The sequence below is a fragment of the Streptomyces sp. NPDC059255 genome, assembly GCF_042752355.1.
Taxonomy (GTDB): Bacteria; Actinomycetota; Actinomycetes; order Streptomycetales; family Streptomycetaceae; genus Streptomyces.
Genome location: NZ_JBHYZP010000045.1, coordinates 55,435 through 79,731 on the forward strand (window position 1 = coordinate 55,435; position 24,297 = coordinate 79,731).

25 protein-coding genes are annotated in these 24,297 nt (G+C 71.1%); 11 read left to right on the forward strand and 14 right to left on the reverse strand.

Annotated features, from left to right (window positions below; all coding sequences use genetic code 11):
- Positions 1-58: 58 nt before the first annotated feature.
- Entirely contained in the window at positions 59-1,282 is a 1,224-nt protein-coding gene (locus ACFXKG_RS36005) for a cytochrome P450 (RefSeq protein WP_365816807.1), read from the forward strand.
- Positions 1,283-1,452: 170 nt separating this feature from the next.
- Here the strand turns inward: ACFXKG_RS36005 and ACFXKG_RS36010 are convergent, their stop codons facing one another.
- From ACFXKG_RS36010 to ACFXKG_RS36030, 5 genes are all read right to left on the reverse strand, one after another.
- A complete protein-coding gene (locus ACFXKG_RS36010; protein ID WP_384848122.1) occupies positions 1,453-2,721 on the reverse strand; it encodes a cytochrome P450 in 1,269 nt (422 codons plus the stop codon).
- A complete protein-coding gene (locus ACFXKG_RS36015) occupies positions 2,718-3,332 on the reverse strand; it encodes an ATP/GTP-binding protein (RefSeq protein ID WP_384848125.1) in 615 nt (204 codons plus the stop codon). Before ACFXKG_RS36015 ends, ACFXKG_RS36010 begins: the two co-directional genes overlap by 4 nt.
- A complete protein-coding gene (locus ACFXKG_RS36020; RefSeq protein ID WP_384848128.1) occupies positions 3,313-3,669 on the reverse strand; it encodes a DUF742 domain-containing protein in 357 nt (118 codons plus the stop codon). Before ACFXKG_RS36020 ends, ACFXKG_RS36015 begins: the two co-directional genes overlap by 20 nt.
- A complete protein-coding gene (locus ACFXKG_RS36025; protein WP_382896612.1) occupies positions 3,666-4,085 on the reverse strand; it encodes a roadblock/LC7 domain-containing protein in 420 nt (139 codons plus the stop codon). The genes ACFXKG_RS36020 and ACFXKG_RS36025 overlap by 4 nt, the downstream gene beginning before the upstream one ends.
- 123 nt (positions 4,086-4,208) lie before the next feature.
- A complete protein-coding gene (locus ACFXKG_RS36030) occupies positions 4,209-5,990 on the reverse strand; it encodes an ATP-binding protein (RefSeq protein ID WP_384848131.1) in 1,782 nt (593 codons plus the stop codon).
- Positions 5,991-6,489: 499 nt separating this feature from the next.
- On the opposite strand from ACFXKG_RS36030, the gene ACFXKG_RS36035 reads away from it, so the two are divergent.
- The gene (locus tag ACFXKG_RS36035; RefSeq protein WP_384848135.1) at positions 6,490-7,062 is read left to right on the forward strand and encodes a helix-turn-helix domain-containing protein; all 573 of its coding nucleotides are present in this window, start codon (positions 6,490-6,492) and stop codon (positions 7,060-7,062) included.
- 64 nt (positions 7,063-7,126) lie between these two features.
- Here ACFXKG_RS36035 and ACFXKG_RS36040 read toward each other — a convergent pair whose 3' ends face one another.
- A complete protein-coding gene (locus ACFXKG_RS36040; protein ID WP_384848138.1) occupies positions 7,127-7,618 on the reverse strand; it encodes a CoA-binding protein in 492 nt (163 codons plus the stop codon).
- Positions 7,619-7,826: 208 nt separating this feature from the next.
- Here ACFXKG_RS36040 and ACFXKG_RS36045 point away from each other — a divergent pair, with 208 nt between their 5' ends.
- On the forward strand, positions 7,827-8,453 hold the full coding sequence (locus tag ACFXKG_RS36045; protein WP_384848141.1) for an NADH oxidase: 627 nt from the start codon (positions 7,827-7,829) through the stop codon (positions 8,451-8,453).
- On the opposite strand, the gene ACFXKG_RS36050 is transcribed toward ACFXKG_RS36045, so the two are convergent.
- The 5 genes from ACFXKG_RS36050 to ACFXKG_RS36070 all read right to left on the reverse strand — a co-directional run bounded on the left by ACFXKG_RS36050 (position 8,419) and on the right by ACFXKG_RS36070 (position 14,191).
- Positions 8,419-9,030 carry a DNA-binding response regulator gene (locus tag ACFXKG_RS36050; protein ID WP_384848144.1) on the reverse strand — a complete coding sequence of 204 codons (612 nt, stop codon included), beginning with the start codon at positions 9,028-9,030 and terminating at the stop codon, positions 8,419-8,421. The genes ACFXKG_RS36045 and ACFXKG_RS36050 overlap by 35 nt on opposite strands.
- 54 nt (positions 9,031-9,084) lie before the next feature.
- Entirely contained in the window at positions 9,085-10,326 is a 1,242-nt protein-coding gene (locus tag ACFXKG_RS36055) for a sensor histidine kinase (RefSeq protein WP_384848147.1), read from the reverse strand.
- 147 nt (positions 10,327-10,473) lie between these two features.
- Positions 10,474-12,798 (reverse strand): TOMM precursor leader peptide-binding protein, encoded by a 2,325-nt coding sequence (locus ACFXKG_RS36060; protein ID WP_384848150.1) that lies wholly within the window; start codon positions 12,796-12,798, stop codon positions 10,474-10,476.
- Positions 12,795-12,959, reverse strand: a complete 165-nt coding sequence (locus ACFXKG_RS36065; RefSeq protein WP_384848153.1) for a hypothetical protein — start codon at positions 12,957-12,959, stop codon at positions 12,795-12,797. Before ACFXKG_RS36065 ends, ACFXKG_RS36060 begins: the two co-directional genes overlap by 4 nt.
- Positions 12,960-13,237: 278 nt before the next feature.
- Positions 13,238-14,191: an ArsR/SmtB family transcription factor gene (locus ACFXKG_RS36070; RefSeq protein WP_384848156.1), complete on the reverse strand. Its 954-nt coding sequence runs from the start codon at positions 14,189-14,191 to the stop codon at positions 13,238-13,240.
- Between the two features lie 519 nt (positions 14,192-14,710).
- Between ACFXKG_RS36070 and ACFXKG_RS36075 the strand changes: the two genes are divergently transcribed.
- The 4 genes from ACFXKG_RS36075 (at position 14,711) to ACFXKG_RS36090 (ending at position 18,141) form a co-directional block, all read left to right on the forward strand.
- Complete coding sequence (locus tag ACFXKG_RS36075; protein WP_384848159.1) at positions 14,711-15,127, forward strand: cold-shock protein; 417 nt, start codon at positions 14,711-14,713, stop codon at positions 15,125-15,127.
- Between the two features lie 341 nt (positions 15,128-15,468).
- Complete coding sequence (locus tag ACFXKG_RS36080; protein WP_384848162.1) at positions 15,469-16,854, forward strand: aldehyde dehydrogenase family protein; 1,386 nt, start codon at positions 15,469-15,471, stop codon at positions 16,852-16,854.
- Between the two features lie 58 nt (positions 16,855-16,912).
- Positions 16,913-17,722, forward strand: a complete 810-nt coding sequence (locus ACFXKG_RS36085; RefSeq protein WP_384848165.1) for an alpha/beta fold hydrolase — start codon at positions 16,913-16,915, stop codon at positions 17,720-17,722.
- Positions 17,723-17,892: 170 nt separating this feature from the next.
- Positions 17,893-18,141, forward strand: a complete 249-nt coding sequence (locus ACFXKG_RS36090) for an MbtH family protein (RefSeq protein ID WP_365816775.1) — start codon at positions 17,893-17,895, stop codon at positions 18,139-18,141.
- Between the two features lie 166 nt (positions 18,142-18,307).
- Here the strand turns inward: ACFXKG_RS36090 and ACFXKG_RS36095 are convergent, their stop codons facing one another.
- From ACFXKG_RS36095 to ACFXKG_RS36105, 3 genes are read right to left on the reverse strand one after another with little or no spacing between them, the layout of a single operon-like run.
- Positions 18,308-19,105: an ABC transporter permease gene (locus tag ACFXKG_RS36095; protein WP_384848168.1), complete on the reverse strand. Its 798-nt coding sequence runs from the start codon at positions 19,103-19,105 to the stop codon at positions 18,308-18,310.
- Complete coding sequence (locus tag ACFXKG_RS36100; RefSeq protein WP_384848171.1) at positions 19,102-20,088, reverse strand: ABC transporter ATP-binding protein; 987 nt, start codon at positions 20,086-20,088, stop codon at positions 19,102-19,104. Before ACFXKG_RS36100 ends, ACFXKG_RS36095 begins: the two co-directional genes overlap by 4 nt.
- Complete coding sequence (locus tag ACFXKG_RS36105; protein ID WP_384848174.1) at positions 20,085-20,456, reverse strand: hypothetical protein; 372 nt, start codon at positions 20,454-20,456, stop codon at positions 20,085-20,087. The genes ACFXKG_RS36100 and ACFXKG_RS36105 overlap by 4 nt, the downstream gene beginning before the upstream one ends.
- Positions 20,457-20,554: 98 nt before the next feature.
- Between ACFXKG_RS36105 and ACFXKG_RS36110 the strand changes: the two genes are divergently transcribed.
- From ACFXKG_RS36110 to ACFXKG_RS36125, 4 genes are all read left to right on the forward strand, one after another.
- Positions 20,555-20,959: a GntR family transcriptional regulator gene (locus tag ACFXKG_RS36110; protein ID WP_384848176.1), complete on the forward strand. Its 405-nt coding sequence runs from the start codon at positions 20,555-20,557 to the stop codon at positions 20,957-20,959.
- Between the two features lie 264 nt (positions 20,960-21,223).
- A complete protein-coding gene (locus ACFXKG_RS36115; RefSeq protein ID WP_384848179.1) occupies positions 21,224-22,369 on the forward strand; it encodes a DUF1648 domain-containing protein in 1,146 nt (381 codons plus the stop codon).
- Between the two features lie 226 nt (positions 22,370-22,595).
- The gene (locus ACFXKG_RS36120) at positions 22,596-23,987 is read left to right on the forward strand and encodes a serine hydrolase domain-containing protein (protein ID WP_384848182.1); all 1,392 of its coding nucleotides are present in this window, start codon (positions 22,596-22,598) and stop codon (positions 23,985-23,987) included.
- A 99-nt stretch (positions 23,988-24,086) separates the two neighbouring features.
- A partial coding sequence (locus ACFXKG_RS36125; protein ID WP_384848185.1) for a hypothetical protein occupies positions 24,087-24,297 on the forward strand: 211 nt, incomplete at its 3' end.

Sequence of the window (24,297 nt, forward strand, 5' to 3'; positions counted from 1 at the left end):
CAATACCCTTGAGGTGCCGCCCGTTACCGATCGGGCGGCACCTAACAGAGGGAGTGCCATGGCCACCGCAGAGCAGATCCCCGACATACTGTCGCCGGAATTCGCGGAGAACCCGTACCCCGCCTACCGGACGATGCGGGAGAGCGCCCCGCTCATCTGGCACGAGGCCACGAAGAGCTACATCATCTCGCGGTACGACGACGTCGAACGGGCCTTCAAGGACAAGGAGTCGGTGTTCACCACCGACAACTACGACTGGCAGCTCGAACCCGTGCACGGCAAGACGATCCTGCAGCTCAGCGGGCGGGAGCACGCCGTACGCCGCGCCCTGGTCGCGCCGGCCTTCCGCGGCGGTGATCTGCGGGACAAGTTCCAGCCCGTCATCGAACGCAACTCCCGTGAACTGATCGACACGTTCCGGCACACCGGCTCCGTCGATCTGGTCGAGGCGTACGCCACCCGCTTCCCCGTCAACGTCATCGCCGACATGCTGGGCCTCGACAAGGCCGACCACGGCCGTTTCCACGGCTGGTACACCGCGGTCATCGCCTTCCTGGGCAATCTCTCGGGCGACCCCGAGGTGGCGGCGGCCGGTGAGCGGACCCGGGTCGAGTTCGCCGAGTACATGCTGCCGATCATCCGGGAGCGGCGCGACCACCTCGGCGACGACCTCCTCTCCACCCTCTGCGCCGCCGAGGTCGACGGCGTACGGATGAGCGACGAGGACATCAAGGCGTTCTGCAGCCTGCTGCTCGCCGCCGGCGGCGAGACCACCGACAAGGCGATCGCCAGCATCTTCGCGAACCTCCTGCTCCACCCCGAGCAGCTCGCCGCCGTACAGCGCGACCGTACGCTGATCGACCGGGCCTTCGCGGAGACGCTCCGGTTCACCCCGCCCGTGCACATGATCATGCGGCAGACGGCCGCGGACGTGGAGCTGAGCGGCGGCACCGTCCCCGCCGGCTCGACGGTGACCTGCCTGATCGGAGCGGCCAACCGCGACGGCTCGCGCTACCGGGAGCCGGACTCCTTCGACATCTTCCGCGACGACCTGACCGCCACCACCGCGTTCTCCGCCGCGGCCGACCATCTCGCCTTCGCCCTCGGCCGGCACTTCTGTGTCGGGGCGCTGCTAGCGAAGGCGGAGGTCGAGACCGGGATCAACCAACTCCTGGACGCCATGCCGGACATCCGGCTGGCGGAGGGCTTCGACCCGGTCGAGCAAGGGGTGTTCACCCGGGGACCGCAGTCCCTGCCGGTGGAGTTCACGCCTGTCGGCTGATGACGGCGGTCTGCTGATCACGCAGGTCTGCTGATCACGGTGCCCGCCGGGCCCGGAACTCCCGGGCCCGGCGGCCGAAACACCCCCGCGCGTCGGCAGCGGGTACGCCCGCGTCGGTACGTACCCGCACATCGGTCCGTACGGCACGAGCCGCCGCCGTACGCGATCGGTTACTGCACCACCGGCGTGAAACTCACCGGCAGCGCGGTCAGCCCGCGCATCCAGATCGACGGCCGCCAGGTCAGCTCGTGCGGCTCCACGGCCAGCACCACGTCCGGCAGCCGCTCCAGCAGCGTCTCGACCGCCGTACGGGCGATGACGTCCGCGAGCAGCGGCCCCGGGTAGAGGCAGCGGTGCTCACCGTTGCTGAACGAGAGGTGCGCCGAGTTCTCCGCCCCGACATGCCCCTCGGGCCAGATCTGCGGATCGGTGTTGGCCGCCGCGAAGCCGAGGACCAGACAGTCGCCCGCCTTGATCTGCCGCCCGGCGAGCTGCGTGTCCCGCACCGCCCACCGGCCGACGAAGTTCTGTGTCGGGGTGTCCAGCCACAGCACCTCGTTGAGGGCCTGCCCGACACTGAGCCGGCCACCCGACACGTTCAGCGCGAACCGGTCGTCGGTCAGCAGCAGCCGCAGCGAGTTGCAGATCCAGTTGGCCGTCGGCTGCTGCGCCGCGGCGATGACGGTGATCAGGTCCTGGACGACCTCCTCGTCCGTCAGCCCGGCCGGGTGGGCCAGCATCCGCGACGTGACATCGGTGCCGGGGCTGTTCCGCTTCTCCTTGACGAGCCGCTCCATGCGGTCCTGCACCCGCAGGTAGGCCGCGACCGGGTCGTCGTCCTCGGGGGCGTCCAGCGAGATCCGCAGGTCCCGTACGAGATCCTCGGTGTCCACGCCGCCGGCGGGCATCCCGCAGAGCTGGACCACCGCGCGCATCGGCAGCGCGTGCGCGTACGAGGCCATCAGCTCGGCCTGGCCGCTGCCCGCGAACGCGTCGATGAGCCCTTCGGCGATCTCCCGGCAGGTGTGGGCGAGTTCGAACTGGTCGACCGCCTCCAGCGCCTCCGTGATCACTCCGGCGCGCCGCTGGTGCTCGGCGCCCTCGGTGAACAGCAGCGAGGGCTGGTAGCCGACGAACGGCATGAGCGGCCAGTCGGCGGGGATGTTCGGCCACTGGTTCCAGCGGCGTGAGTCCCGGGCGAACAGCTCGTCGTGGCCGGTGACGTAGGAGACCTCGGCGTAGCCGAGCACCAGCCAGGCGGGGATGTCGCCGTCGAGCAGGATGGGCGCGACCGCGCCGTGCTCCGTGCGCATGGCGCGGTAGAGCTGGGACGGCGTCTGCTGGTATTCGAGGCCGCCCAGCCGTACCGCGCCGCCCGCGTGCGCGGGGCAGCCGGGTGGCGGGGCCTGTCCCTCGACAGGTCCTGCGGGGTCGGTCATGGTGTCATCTCCCGGGCCATGGCCAGTTCGTAGAGGTGGTCCACGAGGGTGATCAGAACGTTCTTGCCGGAGGAGCGGACCCGCGCGTCGCAGTCGATCAGCGGCACATGCTCCGGCAGCGAGAGGGCCTGGCGGATCTCGTCCAGCGAGAACGCCGAGGCGTCGTCGTCGAACCGGTTGACGGCCACCACGAAGGGCGTCCGGTGGTGTTCGAGCCGGTCGATGGCGTACCAGGACTCGCTCATCCGCCGGGTGTCGACCAGGACGACCGCGCCCAGCGTGCCGGAGAAGAGCCGGTCCCACAGGAACCAGAACCGCTCCTGGCCCGGTGCCCCGAACAAGTAGAGCACCATGCGGTCGTTGAGGCTGATGCGGCCGAAGTCGAAGGCGACCGTCGTGGTCGTCTTCGAGGTCAGCCCGGCGGTCTCGTCGACGCCGACCCCGGCCTGCGTCATGACTTCTTCGGTGTTGAGCGGTCTTATCTCGCTGACCGAGCGGACCAGGGTGGTCTTGCCGACCCCGAAGCCGCCCACGATGACGATCTTCAGGCCGGTCTCTGCGGCGTCGCTCAGCGGGGTACGCGCCGGCAGCTCAGAGGTTGCGGAGTCCAAGGAGCACCTCCTTCAGGAGAGCGGAGTCGGGAAGGTCGGCGGAGCGCGCCGTGCGCGGGTGTCTGGCGGTGATGCGGCCCGTCGCGAGGAGATCGCCCAGGAGGATCCGTACCACCGTCACGGGCAGCCGCAGGTCGGCGGAGATCTCGACGACGGCCATGGGATGGCGGCACAGCTCCAGGATCCGCACGTGCTCCGACTGCATCCCCGCGGTCGGCCGGCACTCGCTGACGATCAAGGTGACCAGGTCGAACGTGTCGTCGTCGGCCCGGCTGCGGCCACCGGTGACGGTGTACAGCCGGTCGGGGTCCCCGGTGTCGACGGGCCGCCTGATCATGAGTGCGCGCTGCCCTCGGCGGGTGTGCGCGGTTCCGCCCGCAGATGCTCACCGATCTGTTCGACCAGCTCGCTCATCTGGTGGCCCACCACACCGGGGTCGGCGCCGTCCTCGGCGACGACCGCCAGGTGCGCCCCGTCGCCGGCCTCGACGATGAACAGGAGCCCGCCGTGGAACTCCGTCATCGAGTGGCGTACGCCGCCACTGCCGCTGCCGAACTCCACCGAGGCGCCCTGCGCGAGCGCCTGGATGCCGGAGCAGATGGCGGACAACTGGTCGGCCTGGTCGAGGGTGAGGTGACGGCTCCAGCAGAGCTTCAGTCCGTCGCGGGAGAGCACGAGGGCATGCCGGGTGCCGGGGGTGCGCTCCAACAGGTTCTCGAGGAGCCAGGTCAGGCTGTTGTCTGTGGTCTGCATGGTGTGCGTGGGACGGGAGGGATCCGGATTTCCGGTCACCTGCCCGCCCGTGCCTCCGATCTCACGTTCCGGGTGGGGATGAGGGCGCCGATGCCCCGGGCGCCGTACGGGGTGGGCGCGGTGTTATCCGGCCGGAGTGCCGGGGGCGGGGGGCGTGTCGGGAGCGCCGGGGGTGCCGGGGACGTCGGGGGCGCTGTCCGGTCCCGTGCCGGTCTCCTCGCCGGACGCGGCGTCAGCGGCGTTACGGGCACGGTGGAAGGCGCCGAACCGGGCACCCACGTCGCGGCGTTCGGGCTGCGGCGCCGGGGGCTGAGGCTCCGAGTGCGGCCGGCCGCGGTCGGCCGCGGCCATGGTGCGGCCCGGCGGGCGTACCGGCAGGCCGCCCGGTGTCGCGGCACGGGGTCCTTCGGCAGGGGCGGACGGGGAGGGCAGCACCGGCCACGCCGTGGACGTCGGTACCGGCGGGGGCGGCGTGGCGGAGGCGACGGGCGGGGCGGCGGGGGAGGGCACGGTCGCCTCCGCCGCCGGGCGGCGCAGCGACTGCTCGGGCGTCATGCCGCGCTGCTGGGCCACGAGCTGCGGCGGGAAGAGGACGACGACGCCCGTGCCACCGCGCGACGAGGGCCGGAAGTTGACGCTGATGCGGTACTTGGCGGCCAGCCGGCCCACGACGGCCAGACCGAGCCGGGTGCCCTGGAGCATCGCGAGGTCGGTCACCCGCCCCGAGACGGACTCCTCGGCGCGGCGCATCGCGGCGGCGGCCATCTTCAGGCCGCTGTCCTCGATGGTCACGACGACGCCGGCGGTGCGCTCCTCGACGTAGACATGGACCTCGTCGATCGGCGGCGAGAAGTTCGCCGCGTTGTCCATCAGTTCGGCGAGCAGGTGCATCACGGGCTCGGCGGCGAATCCGGCGATCGCGGCGTTGCTGGAGCAGTGCAGCCTGACCCGCTGGTAGGCGGCGATACGGCCCACCGCGCCGCGCAGGATCGACTCCATGGCGATCGGCTTGTTCCAGGCGCGGCTCGCGCGCCCGCCCATCAGCAGGGCGAGCCGGTCGGTGAGCAGCCCGAGCTGCGAGGTGTTGTGGTCGAGCTTGAGGAGATCGCCGAAGACGTCCTCGCCGTGCCGGTCCTGCATCTCGCGCAGGTCGGCCAGCATGGACACGGCCTTGGCCTGGACCCGGCTCAGTGCCTTGGCGCTCGCCGCCTGGGCCGCCGCGGCGCGGCGCTCACTGGTCGCGAACTCCCGGACCATGGCGTCCACCAGGACGCGGAGGCGGGGATCGGTGGGCGGTACGACGGTGGAGAGGACGGTGTCGGCGGAGCCGCCCGAGCGCAGTCCGGAGAGCGCGTCGGGGAGCGTCTTGCCGGTGAGAAGGTCGAGTTCGTCGGCCGCCTCGGTCAGCTGGGCGACGGCGGTCTCGCGCTCGGCGACCGCCCGGGCCGCGCGCGCCTCCGCGGCGGCTATCTCGCCGGTGAACGTCTCCAGGATCCGGCGGAGTTGCGGGTCGGACGGCGGCGGCGTGGTCGCGAAGGTCTCCTGGGCGCTCGCGCCCTCACGGAGCTTCTTGACGACCGCGGGGAGCGTGACGTTCAGCAGATGCGCGGAGTCGGCGCCGTTCTGGGCGAGTTGCGTCTCCGCGGTTCTGCTCCCGGTGTGCGCCGCCGCGGCGGCGCGGCGCGCCCGGCGCAGCAGCAGGGCGGCGGTGACGACGGCGGCGGTGAGGCAGACCCAGGCGACGGCGACGGTGGTGGCCACCCAGGCGCGCGCCGGGTCCGGCGCCGTGGCGGCGACCGCTCCTCCGGCGGCGCCGGCCACCACCAGCAAGGCCAGCGGAACGGCGAGCGACAACGACCGCTCCGTGGGTATGCGGTGCGGGCTGGGGGCGACAGGCACTGACATTCCGCGGTCCCTCGGTACTTGAGTGCGGGGGGAACAGACCGGCCGACCTGCGGGCTTCGGCCGCATGGGCGGGATCTGACACCGATGGGGACGGTGATCTTCCGCACCACATGTGGCGCTCATGCTAACCACGGGAGGCGTTGGCGAAGCACTCAGGGTCCCCCCGAGCCCGCGCAACGGGCGACTTCGTCCCGAAGTTGCCTGCCGTGCAAGGCTGGTGTGGTAAAGGGATTTGATCGTTACAAGCTTTGCCGTATGGGGCAACCATGCAGCGAAGGGACACTCGTATGCCGGGTTCGGGCGCTTGAACGTTTTCTCACGAGGCGTCGGCTCGGGTGCGTGTCGTTTGTTTTCAGCCAACTGTCGGCGTGATGCCTGATGGTCTGGTGACCTGTGAGGCCGGAGGGGTGAGCCGCGCAGTACAGTGCGGTGCATACCCGGGTGCACCGCAAAGCAGTGCAATCCGGGTGGACTTGCCCATGAACACATTGGACGGAATGTGTCGGACCTCGATCGGCTCACGCGGTCGCTCGCCCGTAATCTGAGGCGCTGGCGCGGTGAGCGGGGCTTCACCCTCGACGCGCTGGCGGCCCGTGCGGGGGTCAGCCGGGGGATGATCATCCAGATCGAGCAGGCCCGTACCAATCCGAGCGTCGGCACCACGGTCAAGATCGCCGACGCGCTCGGGGTCTCCCTCGCCACCCTGCTCGACCATGAACAGGGCGCCCAGGTCAGGATCGTCCCGCAGGACCAGGCCGTACGGCTGTGGTCCACCCCGGCGGGCAGTCGCAGCACCCTGCTGGTCGGCACGGAGGCGCGTGGACCGCTGGAGCTGTGGGCATGGACGCTGATGCCCGGCGACACCGGGGCCTCCGACCCCCACCCGCCGGGCACCACCGAACTGCTCCATGTGACCGCCGGTGAGCTGACCCTGGTCGTCGACGGTGAGCCGTACCCGGTGGAGGCGGGTGCGTCGGCGAGCTTCGAGGCCGACGTCGCGCACAGCTACCGCAACGACGGGGCCCGAACCGTCGAGATGATCATGTCGGTCTCCGTCCCGCCCGCGCGCTGACGGACGGTGGCTCCCGAGGGGCGGCGGATCTCGACGGACGGTGGCTCTCCGCGGACGGTGGCTCTCAGCCGAGCAGCGGGATCTCGATCGCGGGGCAGCGGTCCATCACCATGGCGAGCCCCGCCGCCCGAGTCCGCTCGTACGCCTGCTCGTCGATCACCCCGAGCTGGAACCAGACGGCCTTCGCCCCGATGGCGACCGCCTCGTCCGCGACCGCTCCGGCCAGTCGGCTGTTGACGAAGACGTCCACCACGTCCACGGGGAAGGGGATGTCCGCGAGCGAGGCGTACCCCCGCTCGCCGTGCACCGTCTCGGCCTCGGGGTGCACCGGTACGACGCGCTTGCCGTAGCGCTGGAGCACCGCGGCGACACCGTAGGCGGCCCGGGAGGTGTTGCCGGACAGGCCCACGACGGCCCAGGTGTCGCCGCCCTGCCGCAGGATCTCGCGGATCGTCGCCGGATCGGCGGGCCCGTTCCCGGGCCGCGCGCCCGCGGGGCCACCGCTTCCCGTCCCCGCTGTTCCGGTCTCTGCTCTCTCTGCACTCTCTGCGTCCATACCGGGGCAACAGATTCGCTCCGTACGCCATTCCGCAAGCCGCCGCGCTGTGGTCTCCGCGTGAAATCTCCATGTCTCATTCGTGATCTCTTCGCTGCACGCGGGCGAGGAGCGCACCGGATACTGCTCGGTACGTGGCATGGCCGTATCAGAACAAGGGGCAGCGTTGAGAAAGGCGGACGAGCACAGAACGGTGAATCTCTGGTCGTTGAGCGAAGACGTCGACGTCGTGATGGAGAGCGGGGCCGGCGGTGAGGGGCTCGTGCTGACCGGGCCCTGGGGGACCGAGCGGATCGGCGACGCCCCGCCGGTGGTGCGCGAGGCGCTGCGGCGCATGCAGCTCGGGCCCGTCCTGCTGGCGAACCTCGAACCGCTGCCCGGCGGCTCGATGCCCCGGGGGTGTGTCTACTTCGTTCTGCTGCCCGTGCTCGACCGGCTCTCCCATCTCGTGGTCCGCAGCCTGGGGGTGGACGATCTCGGCGGGCCGCTGCTCTCCGTCTGCCCGGTCTCCCGGCCCGCCCGCTTCACCCCCGTACGGCTGCCGCCCCGGCGGCCCGTCCGGATGCCGCGGGAGGTGTCGCTCACCCTGGAGGACGCCGGGTTCGCGCTGGAGTCGGAGCTCTCCCCGTTCCGGGTGGTGCTGCACCGCCCGGAGGCGGCGCTGGTGGCCGCCCTGCTGGCCTGGCCCGTGACACCGGACGCGCTCTCGGAGGCGCTGCCGCTGCCCCGTGAGGTGACCCGGGGCATCGTCGACTATCTGGCCGCCGCCGGGATGGCGACCCCGGTCGACGACCCCGATGTCACAGCAGCCAGTCGGCTGCCTGCGCGATCCTGATCGCGTCCACCCGGTTGCGCGCGTTGAGCTTGGCCACGATGGTGGTGAGGTAGTTGCGCACGGTGCCGGGGGAGAGATGGAGCGCCTTGGCGATCTCGCCCGCCTCCGAGCCCTCCGCGGCCAGCCGCAGCACCTCCGTCTCCCGCTCGGTCAGCGGGGTCTCGGCGCCGTCCCACGCGGAGAGCGCGAGCTGGGGGTCGATCACCCGGTGACCCGCCACCACCCGCCGTACCGCGGTGGCCAGTTCGTGCGGTGGGGCGTCCTTGAGGAGATAGCCCGAGACATGGGCGGACAGCGCACGCCGCAGCGTGCCGGGCCGGCCGAGGCTGGTCAGGATCAGCGTCCGGCACTCCGGCAGGGACTCGCGCAGCCGGCTCGCCGCGGTCAGGCCGTCGATTCCGGGCAGGTCGATGTCGATGACGGCGATGTCCGGACGGTGCTCCAGCGCGGCCGTCAGGATCTGGTCGCCGCGCTCGACCTCGCAGACGACGTCGAGATCGCCCTCCAGATTCAGCAGTGCCACAAGGGCGCCGCGGACCATGTTCATGTCTTCGGCCAGCAGGATGCGTATCGCCATGAGGTGCACCTCCTCGGATCGGATCGTGGGGCAGCGGGCGCGTCCGGGTGGCGGTCAGGCCGCGGAGCCCCGTGCATAGACGTCATCGTCCACCTCGGGCAGCCCCCGGATGAGCTGGGCCGGGGCTTCGGCCACCAGTTCGAATGTGCCGTCGGCCCCTCGGAAGACGGAGAGGGTGCCGGACACCGCCTTCAGCCGCGTCTGCAGATTGCCCAGGCCGCTGCCGCTGTGCGGTGAGGTGTCGCGGTACGACGGGTCCACTCCGTCGTTGGAGACGGAGAGCCGGACGAGACCGCCCTCCAGGACCGCCTCGATGTCGCAGACCCCGGCGCGCGAGTGCCGCAGCAGATTGGTGATCGCCTCGCGTGCCACGGCGGCCAGTACGGTGTCGACCTGCTGACTGATCCTGCCGAGGCGGATCTCCGCGTGCACCGTCACATCGGCCGCCGTCAGCAGCGACCGGGCCGAACCGAGCTCCTGCTCCAGCGACATGCCGCGCAGACCGCTGGCGACGGTGCGGACATCGGCGAGCGACTGCCGCGAGATGGACAGGACCTCGTTGATCTCCTCCATCGCCCGGCGCGGGTGCGTGGGCACCAGCCGGTGGATCAGCTCGCTCTTCAGGGTGATCGCGGAGAGGCTGTAACCGAGCAGGTCGTGCAGATCCCGTGCGAACCGCAGCCGTTCCTGGGTGACGGCCATCCGCGTCAGCTCGACCCGCGTGTCGTGCAGCGCCTTGACCAGCTCGGCCATCCGGGAGAGCCCGTACACCACCAGCCCGGTCAGCAGCGTCGACTGGCACAAATAGAAGGCCTCCCGCACGGGGAGGCCGTCGATGGCCGGGGGGATCAGCATCGTGACCCCGACCGCTCCGTAGGCCGGCCACGCCTGGCGGGGCGGCAGGAGGAGCAGCAGCGATCCGGCGAAGAAGCCGGCCATCGCCCCCCACTGGGAGTGGAACACCGCGATCGGAAGATACGTCAGCAGCGCCTGCGCCCCCAGCGTCAGTGCTCTCTGCCAGGCGGGTGCCTGCCGCGCCCGGGCGCTGGAGTGCCGCAGCTGGATGACGAAGATGAGTAACAGGCCGACGAGGGACATGGTCAGGGACAGCCTGCTGTGCGGCGCACCCAGCAGATTGATGACGGTCACGCTCAGATAGCCGAGAAGTGCGATGGTGAGAATGGTGCGGGCCAGCTTGGGAGCCGGCAGATCCGGAGGGTCGATCGGGGCGCCCGCCGCCCCGTCGCATTCCCCCGGCTGGGCTTCTTCCGTGGATCTGTCGTCGCTACTTCGCATGATCGTGTGTCTTCGCAGCCTTCCCCGTCGAACCTCCGTGCTACGTGAAGAGCGTAGGTGATCTGCGTGAAGGATGTGCTGAGATCGTAGGGCGCCGGGACTAAAACAACGATAAGTGATGCGAAGCGGTGTGAGCCGGTCCACGTCTCAGACGAAGAGTGGTGTTGGGTTCAACTCCCCAAACGGAGTGGGTTCCGCGCGTCTGCCCAGCAGGACCGGTGTGTTGTAGAGCCTGCCGGGGGCGAAGCGCGGCCAGAAATGGCGCAGACCCGGCACGACAACTTTCACAACAGGAAGATCCAGGTCCGGCCTGGTCTGGTCCAGCACCAGGAGTTCCATCCCGTGCGCACGCACCAACTCCGTGATGGTGGCCACATCGTCGAGGAGATCGCCGGCCGGCGTGTACGACCAGTCCCGCGGGGTACGGACCGGCGCCGCCGGATCCGCCTGTACGTAGGGCCGGTTGGCGGCCGTCGCCCCGCGCCACCAGTCCAGCGGGTCGGGATCGTCGACCCGGTATCCGGCCCCGTCGGCGGTCACCGCGCTCACCAGCGGCAGCAGTTGGCCCATCTCCGTCAGCGCCCGGCGCAGCGCCACCCGCGGGTCGAAGTGCGCGCCGAAGCCGAACAGGATGTCCTCGGCCGGTTTGTCGGTGCGCCGCGACAGTGCCGCGAACACCGGGATCCCGAGGTCAGAGGTGAGATCGAGTGCCCACACCGTACGGTTCACCGACCGGTAACCGGCGCGCAGCCGCTCGATGTACGGTTCGTCGAACGCGTCCAGATCGACCCCGGGCTGCCGGGTGCGGTTGTACCACCACAGGGCCACCGCGTCCCGCTCCACCAACTCCAGGAACCCCTGCACCACGGCGTCCTCGGGGCTGCTGCCGGCGGCGTTCCCGTTGGAGTCGGCCCACAGGCCGTCCGGCGTCTCCTCCTCGCCGAAGTACAGCATGGAGGTCGGCAGCAGCCGCCGCGTCCCGCCGGTCAGCGACCACACCGGCGTCCACTCGGTGGGGCGGTCCTCGTCGAAGCGCGGCGGTACGTAATGCAGCCGCGAGCCGCCCGCGTTCCACCGCTCCCGGTCCTCGAACTGGCGCTCGTCGAACAACTGACAGGCGTTGGGATGTACGGCCACGGAGCCCAGGGCGCGGAACGAGTCGCGGACGACCGGCTCGTCGCCCTGCCGGGTCCCGCTGTACCGCTCCACCGCCTCGCACAGCGCGCTGGTCCTGGCCTCCGTGTCGGTCAGGCCCTTGCCGCCGCTCAGCGCGCGCAGCCCGGCACGCAGCCCGGCCAGCGTGCCGCTGCGCATCGCCAGATTCTGGCCGGAGAGGAAGGAGTTCACGAAGCCGGGGGAGCCCGGCGCCCGGCGGATCTCCTTGACGATCCCGGTGACCGGGTCGATCAGACGGCCGTGGCGGGCCAGCATCTCGGCGGGTGCCAGGGCGCGGTGGCCGCCCGGATCGCCCGCCGCCTTCGGACGCGACACGGGGACGAACGGACGCTCGATCCGCCGGGCCGTCAGCGCGGGGTCCCCGCACGCGGGGCACTGCGGCAGCCGCGCCACGGGATGGGCCGTGGTGGCGAGCGTCAGTGTGTCCAGTGTGTTCACCGCGTCGTGCGTCGGCCCCCGTACCCCGGCCAGCCACTTCGCGGTCTCCAGGACGGCGAGCTGTACGGCGACGGAGCGGCCCGCGGCCAGGGTCGCGTACGGCCGCTCCGGCGGGCCCGCGAGCCCGAGCGCCCGCTGCAGCGGCCACTCGGCGTACCGGTGACCGCGGAGCCGCGACGCCAGACACTGCCAGCAGGGGCCGTCGTGCGGGCGGAACACCGGCCCCGCCCACAGAACCGCGGAACCCAGCCGGACCGGCAGCCACGGCGTGCCCGCCGCGCGCTGCCGGGCGTCCACCTCGGCGAGCCCCGGCGCGAGATAGTCGTCGCACAGGACGAGCGAGAAGTCCGCTTCGGCCTCCGACGCGGCGACGCCGAGCCCCGAGGCACGGCAGGCCGAGGCCAGTTCGGACACCCGGGCCGTACCGCCGCGTAGCAGCGAGACCGGCAGGACCGAGGCCCCGGCCAGCGCGGCCAGAGCCCGGTCACCGTCGGCGCCGGCGAGCTCCCAGAAGGCGCCGGCCGCCGGATCCGGACAGGGGGACGCGGCCGGACCGTCCGCGCCGGGCGTACGGAGCCGGAGCAGCCCCGCCGCGTCGAGCGCCCGCAGCGAGGCGCGGGCCTCCTCCGCGGTCAGCGCGGGCGTCGCGTCCCGCACCACCTCCGCCGGGCCACGCGTCCCGTCCAGCAACGGCACCAGCACCTCCGCGGGAGCCCCGCGGAGGGCGGTGACCCCGCGCTGGGAGACGAGATACACCGCCTCGCCGGGGACGACCGTGGCGCGCAGATGGCTCTTGAACCCCAGGCGCGCCCCGTCCCGCGCGGCGGGCCCGGGTCCGTGCCCCCCTGCCGCGGTCATGCCTGGAGCTGCTCGCGCTCTCCGGCCGCGGGCGCGACGGGCGCGGCGGCGATGCAGATGCTGAACAGGGCGGTCGCCTGCTCCGGCACCGCGTCGAGATCCTCGATGATCAGCAGCCGTCCGCCGGCCGCCGGGCTGTCGGACCGCGGGTGGGAGGTCATGGCACTGCTCATTACGATCGTTCCCCTTTCGTTCGTACGCTCGGTTTCCGCTGTCGGTTCGTGCTGTCGGTGCCTGCTGTCAGTCCTGCTGACGGCTCGGCTGCCGCCGCAGCGATTCTCCGCAGCGGCGGCGGTGACCGGACAGTCCCCCGGTCACCGGGCCTCCATGAAGATTTCACGGATCCGGCACAGCGATTCGCCGGATGCCGAAACATCTGGCATCCGGCGGGGAAGTGCGCTGTCCGCGAGAACGCCCCTGACCGGCCGGAAACCGCTGGTCAGTTCACCGACGCCGGGCGCGGGGCGAGCCGCTGCGCGGGAACCGGGGTGCGCAGCCGGCCGCCCAGCAGCGCCATGCCGAGCGGCGTCACCGAGTGCAGCGCGCAGTTCCGTACCCGACGTGTCGTGATGAGCCCCGACTCCCGCAGCACGGAGGCGTGCTGGCTCGCGCTCCCGGGCGAGACGCCCAGCCGTGCGGCGAGCTGACTTGTCGTGCACGTGTTGGTCAGGGCGCGCAGCGCCGCCGCCCGGGTCTGGCCCACGAGCGCGCTCAGCGCCTGTCCGCCGGTCACATCGGGCTCGTCCGGCAGCGCGAACAGACCCGAGACGTCGGACGGTACGGCGAAGACCAGCGCCGGCTGATCGCTGTCCCGCTCCGACCTGATGATCCGGCCGACGGTCCCCGGCAGGAACGCCGAGGGGGTCAGCAGCAGCCCCTGCCCCTTGAGATGGACCTCGCACTCCAGACCGTCGTGGATCTCCAGCACCGGCGGGTTCCACACGATCCGCGGGTGCAGCGTGGCCAGCAACTGCTCCACCCCGCCCGTCATCGCGATCCGCCCGTGCGCGTCGCACTCACTGTCGAGGCGCTCCAGGACGCGGTCCCAGTACGGCGCGACCCCCGCCCGCCACATGTCCACGGCCAGCCGGGTCAGATCCGTACGGGTGAGGGAGAGCGCGGCGAGCACCGAGGCGTCGGCGTCCGGTGAGGAGTCGAGCAGGAACAGCAGGTCGTCCGGCGCCTTGAGGGCGCGGAGCAGCGGAACCAGCGGCCGGTTCAGCGAGGACGTCTCCCGCAGCCGGCCCAGGACGTCCCCGCGCCAGCGCGCGTAGTCCGCGTTGCGCGACTGCGTGAGCACCCCGAGCGCGAAGATCCCCTCGGCGACCGGCCCCAGTGTGCTCTGCAGCCGTGTGCGGGCGAGATCCGCGGCGGTGAAATGGATTCTCTGCATGTGTGTAGCCCCCGTTGCTGAGTGGCGGATCCGCGCCACGGGCGCGCGGCCGGCGTACACCCACCGGTTCGCGGTGGGTACGCCGCCCGCCTGCCCCGTACGCCGGACGAACACCGGCGGCAGTGCCGTGTGCGCGGACCCTTCGTGTTGGTGTCAGGAGCGGCCACGCCGGGTAAGGCGTGCAGTGGTCACTCCACGACGATCCAGACTCCCCGCCGACGGTGCCACGAGCGGAGCCGCTCGGACAGTGCCGCGTTCCTCCGGGCCCCATGGCCGATTCACTGCCAGGATCATGAATTCTTCAGGTGCGGCGCACGGGGGGCGCGGCGTACCATCCTGGCCGGGCGGCCCCGTCGGGCCGCCCGCCGGCTCGTGTTCGCCGCCCCCGCTTCCGCTTCCGCCTGCGCTTCCGTCTGCGTATGCGCGGATCGCGCTTTCCGTCTCCGCGGTGGCTGCCGGTTCACGGGCCGTACGAGGTGTACAGGTGTATGAGGTATTGGTTCGCGTGGAGGTGCGGTTGTGCTGAGGACAGGAAAGATCCAGCGGTTCGACGAGACGCGTGGGTACGGGTTCATCATCCCGAACGAGGGAGGTGACGACGTGTTCATGCACGCGAACGACCTGCTGGACGAGAAGTACCTCTACCAGGCCGGCCGCGAGGTCGAGTTCTTCGTCGAGATGGGGGACAAGGGGCCCAAGGCGTCGGAGATCCGCCTCATCCACCAGTCCGCGCAGCGCCGCCCGGAGCGCGACCCGGCGCCGAGCGCCGTGACGTACCAGACGGCGGACGGCGCCGAGCCGACCGTCGCCACCCTGCGCGGCGAACTCACCGAGGCGCTGCTGGAGGCGGACCCCACCCTGACGGCCGATCAGATCAAGCGGGTCAGGGCCCGCGTCCTCGACCTGGCACGCGCCCACGGCTGGGTCGGCGTCTGAGAGGAGCACCGCGCGAGAGCCGCGGAATCACGGGAAGTCCGTTGATTCCGCGGCTTTTCCGCGCGCCGGAACACCGGGGCCAACGCCGGGACCGAAACCGGGGCCGAAACAGGGACCGGCACCGAGCCCGGACACGGAGGCATGACACCAAGGTCCGGCACCGGGGCCTTTTGCCGTCAACAGAAACTGTGGTGACGGCCGAATCCGGATGGTTACGCTGCCCGGGCAGGAACGTGAAGTTCTCTGCGGGAGGTCGGGAGTTGCTGGACGGCCTGCCGGGATGAAGGCGCGTCACTGTGCTCCAGGGGCCGCCTCTCAGCGACCGCCGTAGAGGAGTAGCTGTGATCAGCGAATCCGTGGAGGAAGCCGTCCGCAGGGCCAGAGCGGCCCAGGCGGAAGCGGCGTCATGGTCGCAGGCCGACACCGACCGGGCCGTCACGGCCGTCGGATGGCACTGCTACCGCGAGGAGACAGCGCGCCGCCTCGCGCGCCTGAGCCACCGGGAGACCCGGCTCGGCGACGTCGAGGACCTGTACACCCTGCACCGCCGACGGGTGCTCGGCATCCTGCACGACCTGCACGGCGCGCGCACCGTCGGTGTGGTCGAGGAGGAGCCGGAGTTCGGGCTCGTCAGGATCGCCAAACCACTGGGCGTCATCGCCGTCGCCAGCCCCGCGACGGCTCCCGCCCCCGGCATCATCTGCAACGCGCTGCCCATGCTGAAGACCCGTAACGCGGCCGTCTTCAGCCCCAACCCCCGCGCCCACCGCAGCGCCCGGGCCACGGTGGAGGTCATGCGGGCCGCGCTCACCGGCATCGGCGCCCCGCCCGACCTGCTGATCTGCCTGCCCGAGGCCGGCCGTGAGGCGGGGAGCCTGCTGATGTCCGCCGCCGACTCCGTCGTCGCCATCGGCGGCTCCGGCACCGTACGCCGCGCCTACCGCAGCGGTACGCCCGCCATCGGCGCCGGCGTCGGCAACCCCACCGTCATCGTCGACGAGACCGCGGACCTGGACGACGCCGTGGAGAAGATCCAGCATGGCGCCGGGTTCAACAACGGCACCTCCTGCTCGTCGGAGAGCAATGTGCTCGTCCACCGCTCCGTCGCCGCCGCCTTCGAGCAGGGCCTGGCCCGCGCGGGCGCCCACCTCTGCGACGAGGCCGAGGCGGACCGGCTGGCCCGGCTGCTGTGGCCGGACGGCACCGCGCTCAACCGGGAGATGATCGGCCGGCCGGCCACCGAGATCGCGCGGGCCGCCGGCATCGGCCTCGGCACGGCGGAGAAGGTGACCGTCCTCGTCGTGCGCTGCGCCGACCCCTGGCAGGACACGGCGGTCCTGCGGGAGAAGATCTCCCCGCTCCTCACCCTCTCCGTCTACACCGAGTACGACGAAGCCGTACGCCTCGTCCAGTCCATCTCGCGGCGGTGCGGCCTCGGCCACAGCTGCGCCGTCCACACGACCCGGGCCGACCGGGTGCTGCGGCTGGCCGAGGAGGTCACGCACTGCCGGGTCGTGGTGAACCAGTCGACCATGACCAACACCGGCGGCTTCGCCAGCGGAGTGCCCTTCACCACCACGCTCTCCGCGGGGAGTTGGGGTGGTTCGAGCGTGGCGGGCAATGTCACCTGGCGTCACTTCCTCAATCACACGACGGTGTCCCGCCCCATACCCGAGCGCGTCCCCGACGAGGCCGCGCTGTTCGGCGCGTACTGGCGGCAGGACTGACGGCGGCGCCACCGGTGGCGGGAACCGGCGGAACGGAACAGGACGGAGAGGGACGGCTGTGCCGAGCGCACGTATCAACGGAATCAGTCTCAGCTACGAGGACACCGGGCAGGGCGAACCGGTGGTGATGGTGATGGGCTCCGGGGCGGGAGGCCGGTCCTGGCATCTGCACCAGGTGCCCGCCCTGCGGTCGGCCGGCTACCGGGTGATCACCTTCAACAACCGCGGCATCCCCCCGACCGACGCCTGCGCCGACGGCTTCACCGTCGACGACCTGGTGGCGGACACGGCCGGGCTCATCGACCATCTCGGCCTCGGCCCGTGCCGGCTCGTCGGCACCTCCCTCGGCGCCCATGTGGCCCAGGAACTCTGCCTGGCCAGGCCGGAGTTGATCAGCCAGGTGGTGCTGATGGCGACGCGCGGCAGAACGGACTTCATGCGCCGGGCGCACGCACGGGCGGAGCGCGAGTTCCATGACAGCGGCGGCGTGATGACACCGCTGTACGGGGCCACCCTGCGCGCCCTGCAGAACCTGTCGCCCGCGACCCTGCGCGAGGACAAGGAGATCCAGGACTGGCTGGACATCTTCGAGGTCGCCCCGGCCTCCCAGCTCCCCGGCTACCGGGCGCAGCTCGACATCGACATCACCTCCGACCGGCTCCCCGCCTACCGGCGGATCACCACACCGTGCCTGGTCGTCGGATTCGCCGACGATCTCGTACTGCCCCCGCATTTCAGCCGTGAAGTCGCCGACGCGATCCCGGGATCCCGCTATACGGAGATCGAGGACGCCGGGCATTACGGCTACCTGGAACGCCCCGACCGGGTCAATGCCGCGCTGCTCGAATTCTTCGCACAGCGCGGCTGAACCGGACGTGGCCGCACGACGCATATCCGAATCCACACACCGAATCACAGGTTCCGCCTGGGGAGGCTTCGGCCCCAGGTAAAACAGTTTGAACCGGCGTAAGCGGCTGGGAGACCATGCCGCGGGGGCCGGGGTGACACCGGAACCCGGACATGAGGGAAGGGAAACTCATGGAGAACCCGTTCGACGACGACAACGGCTCCTTCTACGTACTGGTCAATCACGAGAACCAGCACTCGCTGTGGCCCACATTCGCCAGTGTCCCGGACGGCTGGACGGTCGTCTTCGGCGAGGAGAGCCGCCAGGCCTGCCTCGACTACGTGGAGAAGAACTGGACGGACATGAGGCCCGCCAGCCTCATCCGGGAGATGGACGGCGCCGCGGCGGTACCGGCGAGACCGGCCGGTGTCCCCGCCTGACCCGTCGGGCGGGAACCACCGCCTGAACTCCATTGCGTGAGTTCCATCGCGTGAGATCCACCGCGGGTGTTCCGGAGTGCAGTCCGGGACACCCGCTCCCGCGTTTCCGGAGCGGCGGGCCGTGAGACGTTTTCGGACCGGTGGGCCGTGCGAGCCGCGTCCGCGGTCAGACCACGTCCCGCCGCATCGGTACGAGCACGGCCACGGCCGCCGCGACGAGCGCGTACCCCGCCAGCAGCAGCCCGCCGCCGACCGGCGAGAGCAGCGAGACCGGACTGGTGGCCAGTTCGTCCGCCAGCGCGTCCGCGATGTAGGTGAAGCTGGTCAGGGAGGCCGTCGCGCCACCCGGCAGCAGCGGGTAGAGCAGGTTGACGCCCGGGATCATCATCAGGATCAGCTCACCCATGTAGAGATAGCCGATCACCACCGCGAGGGCGACGATCTGATTGCGGATCAGCGCCCCCATCGCGACCCCCAGCAGCGTGTAGACCGCCATGGTGACCGCCAGCCGCAGCAGCAGCGCCAGCACCGTCCCCGTGGCGACACCGGGCGTGACGCCCCGGGCGGCGAGCGCCCCGAAGAACCCCGCAGCCGCGCTGCCGGTGAGCACCAGCCCGTACACCATGCCGGCCACACCGTACGTGACCAGCTTGGCCGTGAGCACCTGCCAGCGCTGCGGCGCGAAGAGGAAGGTGTACGTCGCCGTCCGGTGGCGGTACTCCGACGTCATCGCCATCGTGCCCAGCGCCGCCGGGACGAACACGGTGAAGCCGAGCATCCCGATGACGGAGAGCACGCCCTCCCGGGTGTCCAGGCCGGGCATGGGCGGCGAGAAGTTCTCGGGCCCGACCGCGGTCATCACCCCGACCAGACCGCCGCCCAGGAGCACGGCCGCCACCAGCGCCCACAGCCACAGCCGGGTCGCCGTCAGCCGGTGGAACTCCGCCTTGACCAACGCGTTCATCGAGCGTCCCCCTCGCCGTTCCCGGTCCGTTCGCCGTCCCCGGTCAGTTCGAAGAACAACTGCTCCAGGCTGGTGTCCTCGGTCGCCAGTTCGTACACCCGCAGTCCCGCGGCCGACGCCAGATCGGCGACCTGCTCCGTGGTCAGCCCGTGGACGCGCAGCGCGCCGTTCTGTCCGGACTCGACCTGGCTCGCGGCACCCCGCTCCGGATCGCCCTTCAGCAGCAGCTTCTTCAGCGGTTCCGCGTCGGGCGAGCGGACCAGCACCGTCGAGGGCCGGAAGCGCTCCATCTCGGCGAGCGGCCCGGCCGCGACGAGCCGGCCGCGCCGGATCATCACGATGTCGTCCACGATCTGCTGGACCTCGCTGAGCACATGGCTCGACACCAGGACCGTGCGCCCCTCGGCGGCGAGCTCCCGCAGGAACGTGCGCAGCCAGGCGATGCCCTCCGGGTCGAGCCCGTTGCTCGGCTCGTCCAGCAGCAGCACCCGCGGATCGCCCAGCAGCGCCGTCGCCAGGCTCAGCCGCTGCTTCATGCCCGTGGAGAACGTCCGCGTCCTGCGCCGCGCCGCGCCCGCGAGGCCGAGCCGCTCCAGCAGCTCGTCCACGCGGCCCGCCGGGTGGCCGCCCATCGTGCAGTAGATCCGCAGGTGGTCGCGGGCCGAATGGTTCGGGTGGAAGGCCGAGGCGTCGAGCACGGCCCCCACGACCTCGGAGGGCCGGCGCAGCTCCCCGTACGGCCGGCCGCCGATGGTGGCGGTGCCCTCGGTGGGCGTGACCAGGCCGAGGATCATGCGCATCGTCGTGGTCTTGCCCGCTCCGTTGGGACCGAGGAAGCCCGTGATCACGCCCGGCTCCACGGAGAAGCTCAGACCGTCCACCGCGGTGACCGGACCGAACCGCTTGGTCAGGCCGGTCACCTCGATGCGGGGGGAGTCCACCTCGGCGCGGTGGCCCTCCGTACGGCGGGACTCCTTGCTCATCGGCCCTTCCCCAGCCGCTGTCCGAGGGCCTCTGCGAGCTGCTCCGCGCCGTCCAGCGAGAGCACCAGCTCGTCGTACTCGACACCGTCGACCCCGCGGTCCAGCAGGATGTGCAGCCCCGGCCGGCCGCGGTAGGCCGCCACGAGCTGGCGCGGACCCGTCATGACGCCCCAGATCCCGATCTTGGCGAATCCGGAGATCTGCAGCCCGCTCCGGGCGCCGTGCGCGGCGCGCAGCGGGGTCTCGACGGGGGTCACCCGGCGGACGGCCGCCAGCGGCACGGTCACCTCGCCGCGCCTGAGCCACGTGCGCTCACGTCCGTTGAACTCGACTGTCACTCCGCTGCCGGAAACCTTCATCAGTGCCATGGGAACCATCCCTCCCTCGGGGACCTCGCTCGCGGTCCCGGTGCGTCCCTACGCTGGCTATCTGTTCTAGTAGATGTATATCAGATAGAGTTCGTGTTGTGCAGCTACTACTCGATCTCGACAGCGAGGTCCCGATCTACCAGCAGATCCGGGACCGGGTGGTGGAAGCCATCGCGGACGGCGCGCTGAAACCTGGTGAGTCATTGCCCTCCACCAGGCAGTTCGCCGTCGATCTCGCGATCAACTTCCACACCGTGAACAAGGCGTACGACCTGCTGCGCCGCGAAGGGATCATCCGCATCAACCGCAAGAGCGGTGCGGTGGTCCATCCGGACGTTCGCATGGCGACGGCCGAGCTGAGGGTGGGGGTCGACTGGGAACAGCGACTGCGCACGCTCCTCGCCGAAGCCGTCGTCCGGGGCATTCCGGACGAGGAGATCGTGACGTACGTACGGACGACCCTGAAGGGGTTCGGCCTGGGAGGCGGTGCGGGAAACGGATAGAACAAACGGACGGACGAAGCAGAAGTGCCGAATGAATGAACGAACAGACGAAGTAGACAGAACAAACGAAGCAGATAGAACGAACGAGCGGATCGTGCGAACGGGCCGACGATTCGGTCCTGCCCAAAGGCGGTTGCGGAGCAGCCGCCGCCAGGAGAAGTTGGAGTGTGGTGCCGGATGCCGTACGCGAGTGCCGTCGCGCACCGTGCGAGGCCGCTCCCCGCGAGGCCGCTCCAATTACCACGACTTCGTCGGATGGATTAGGTGAACGCCGTGCTTGTCAGCCTCCTCGTCAATTTCGCGACCCTCCTGATTCTCGGAGCGGTCCTCTACGCGGCTCCCAGCCCCCTCCTCAACCCCAAAGCGGTCCCCTTCGGTGTCCGCGTACCCCCCGACAAGGCCGACAGTCCCGAAGTGGGCGAGCAGCGCAGGCGCTACCGCGCACTGCTGGCACCGATCGCCGTCGTCATCACCCTGGCCTCACTCGTCCTCGGCGCCGTACTCAACAGCGCCGTGGTCGGAGCCGTGGCGGCGCTGCTGCTCTGCGCCGCCGCCGGCGCACTGTGGCTGAGCGCCCACCGGGCCCTCGCCCGCGCCAAGGAACAGGGGAACTGGTACGAACACGTCCGTCAGGGCGCCGTCATGGACACCTCCCTGCGCACGGACCCCGTACGGCTGCCCTGGCTGTGGGTGGTCCCCTCCCTCGTGGTGCTCGCGGCGACGGCCGCCGCAGGCGCGTTCGCCTACCCCGACCTGCCCGCGACGATGTCCCTCCCGGAGCGGACCACGAACGGCACGGCCTACCGCGACGTCACCACCACCTTCTGGTCCGCGTTCAGCCTGGTCTTCGTACAGCTCGGGGTCACCGTGACCGTCCTCGGCACCGTCGCCGCCGTGCTGCGCGCCCGGCCCGACCTGGACGTGTCACGCCCCCGGACGAGCGTGGCCCAGCACCGCCGCTATCTCGCGCTGACGGCCCGCGCGCTGCTGGGCGTGGGCGCGCTGCTCAACCTCATGCTGCTCGGCCTGTCCGGGATGATGTGGGGCGACAGCCGTTCCGGAACCGTCCTGTCCCTGGTCGTGGGCGTGCCCCTGCTCGTCGCCGTCGTGGGGTCCCTGCTCGTCGTCCTGCGCGCCGCGCCGTCGGGCGGCCGGACGATGATCGGCGCCACCCCGGGCGCGGAGGCCGAGGAGAACACCGGCCTGGTGGCACGCGACGACGACCGTCACTGGCGGGCGGCGGGAACGATGTACGTGAACTCCGACGACCCGGCGATCCTCGTCCCCAAGCGCGTGGGCATGGGATGGACGGTCAACGTCGCCAACCCCCGGTTCCTGATCGGCTCCGGTGTGGTGCTGGTGCTCGGCCTGGCGGCGACCGTCGTGAGCCTCACCGTGGGCTTCGGGTAACACCCCTGCGACCAGGGGTTTTCCACCGCTGCCGAAGCTGATTGCGGATGACGGCGGGCCGGGAGAGTCTGGTGTGCGCAGGCGAGGCATGCCCGCGCCGCCCCCGTAGTCGATGTTGTGCCAGGCCACGCCCCGTTCCGGGCGGGTCACGCCACATCGTGCCACGCCGTGCCGCGCCGTGGCCGTGCCCGGGGCGAACTATCAGGGGGAAGGTCCGGTGGGTCCAGTGGGTGCAGCGGTGGGTTCGACGGCGGGGGCCGGCCCCGCTCCGGCAGAACAGGTCGAGCGGATCTTCCAGGAGTTGGTGCGCAAGCACCACGTGACCGGAGCACAACTGGCCCTCTACCGCGACGGCACCCTCACCCGGTGCGCGGCGGGCATCAGCTCCGTACGTACGAACACCCCGGTCACCGTCGACACCGCGTTCCCCTACGGCTCGGTGACGAAATTCTTCACGGCCGAACTGGTGATGCAGTTCGTCTCCGACGGCGACCTCGATCTCGACGAACCGCTCTCCGGGCTCCTGCCCGACCTGAAACGCGCCACGAACGCCGAGTTGGGCACCGCGACCGTCCGCCAACTCCTCAGCCACACGGCGGGCCTGGCGGACAGCATCGAATACCCCGACATGCGCGGCCCCTCGTACCGCCGATTCGCGGCCGTGTGCGGTGAGACGCCGAACCTCTTCCCGCCCGGCCTCGCCTTCTCCTACTCCAACACCGGCTACTGCCTGCTCGGCTCCGTCGTCGAGGCGGTGTCCGGCATGGACTGGTGGACGGCCGTCGACAGCTGCCTGCTGCGCCCGCTCTCCATCGAGCCGGCCTTCCTCCACGACCCCCGCCCCCGGGCGGACCGGCCCGCCGGCGGCCGAGCCCGCGTACTGGCCGAGGGTCACGCGGTACGGGCCGGCGACGAACACGCCGAGCCCGTCGACCACATGACGGCACTCTCCCTGGCGGCGGCCGGCGGCCTCGCGGGCAGCGCCACCGATCTGGTCACCGCCGCCCGGCTGCACCTCGACGACCGGAACACCTTCCCGCAACGGGAGTTGCTCCCGGAAGAGGCCGTACTCCAGATGCGCGACAGCGTGCCGGACGCCGAGCCCTTCGGCCTCGCCGATGCCTGGGGCCTGGGGCTGATGTGCCACCGCAGCGGCGAGGAGGCCTGGTTCGGCCACGACGGCGCGGTGGGCGGTGCCACCTGCAACCTGCGGATCCACCCGGGCCGCAATCTCGCCCTCGCGGTCACCACCAACTCCACGGCCGGGCCGAAGCTGTGGGAGGACCTGGTCGGCCGGCTCCGGGTGGCCGGCCTGGACCTGGGGCACTACAGCCTGCCGGCCCCCGATGCCCCGGAGGCCGCCGACCTCGGCGACCACCTCGGCACGTACGCCAACGGCGACCTCCACCTCATGGTCGTGACCGACGCGGAGGGCGATCTCTACCTCACGCGCGAGGACTACTCCGACTACCGCCTCACCATCCACACGGACGACCTCTTCGTCGCCCAGGACCGCGAGCACGACGCGCTCCCCATCGTCGGACGCTTCGTCAGGAAGCACCCGGGAGGCCCGGTAGCGCTGCTCCAGTACGGCGGCCGGGCACTGCAACGGCTCTGAGCCGACCCGGCAAGGGGAAGCGCCCCCGGCCGGCGAACAACAGCCACGGGCCGACCGGCCGCACCGGTCACGAGTCACGAGATATGCGGGGAATCAACGATGTTCGAGGGCGAGCAGTCCATGCCGTCGGTCCAGCACATGTCGGTCGTGTCGGCGTTTGCGGGGCGGGTGGCTGCTTCGCCGGGTGCGGTGGCGGTGGAGTGTGGTGGTGTGTCGTTGACGTATGGGGAGTTGGATGTGCGGGCTGAGGGGTTGGCGCGGGTGTTGTGTGCGGGTGGTGTGGGGGTGGAGTCGCGGGTGGGGTTGTTGT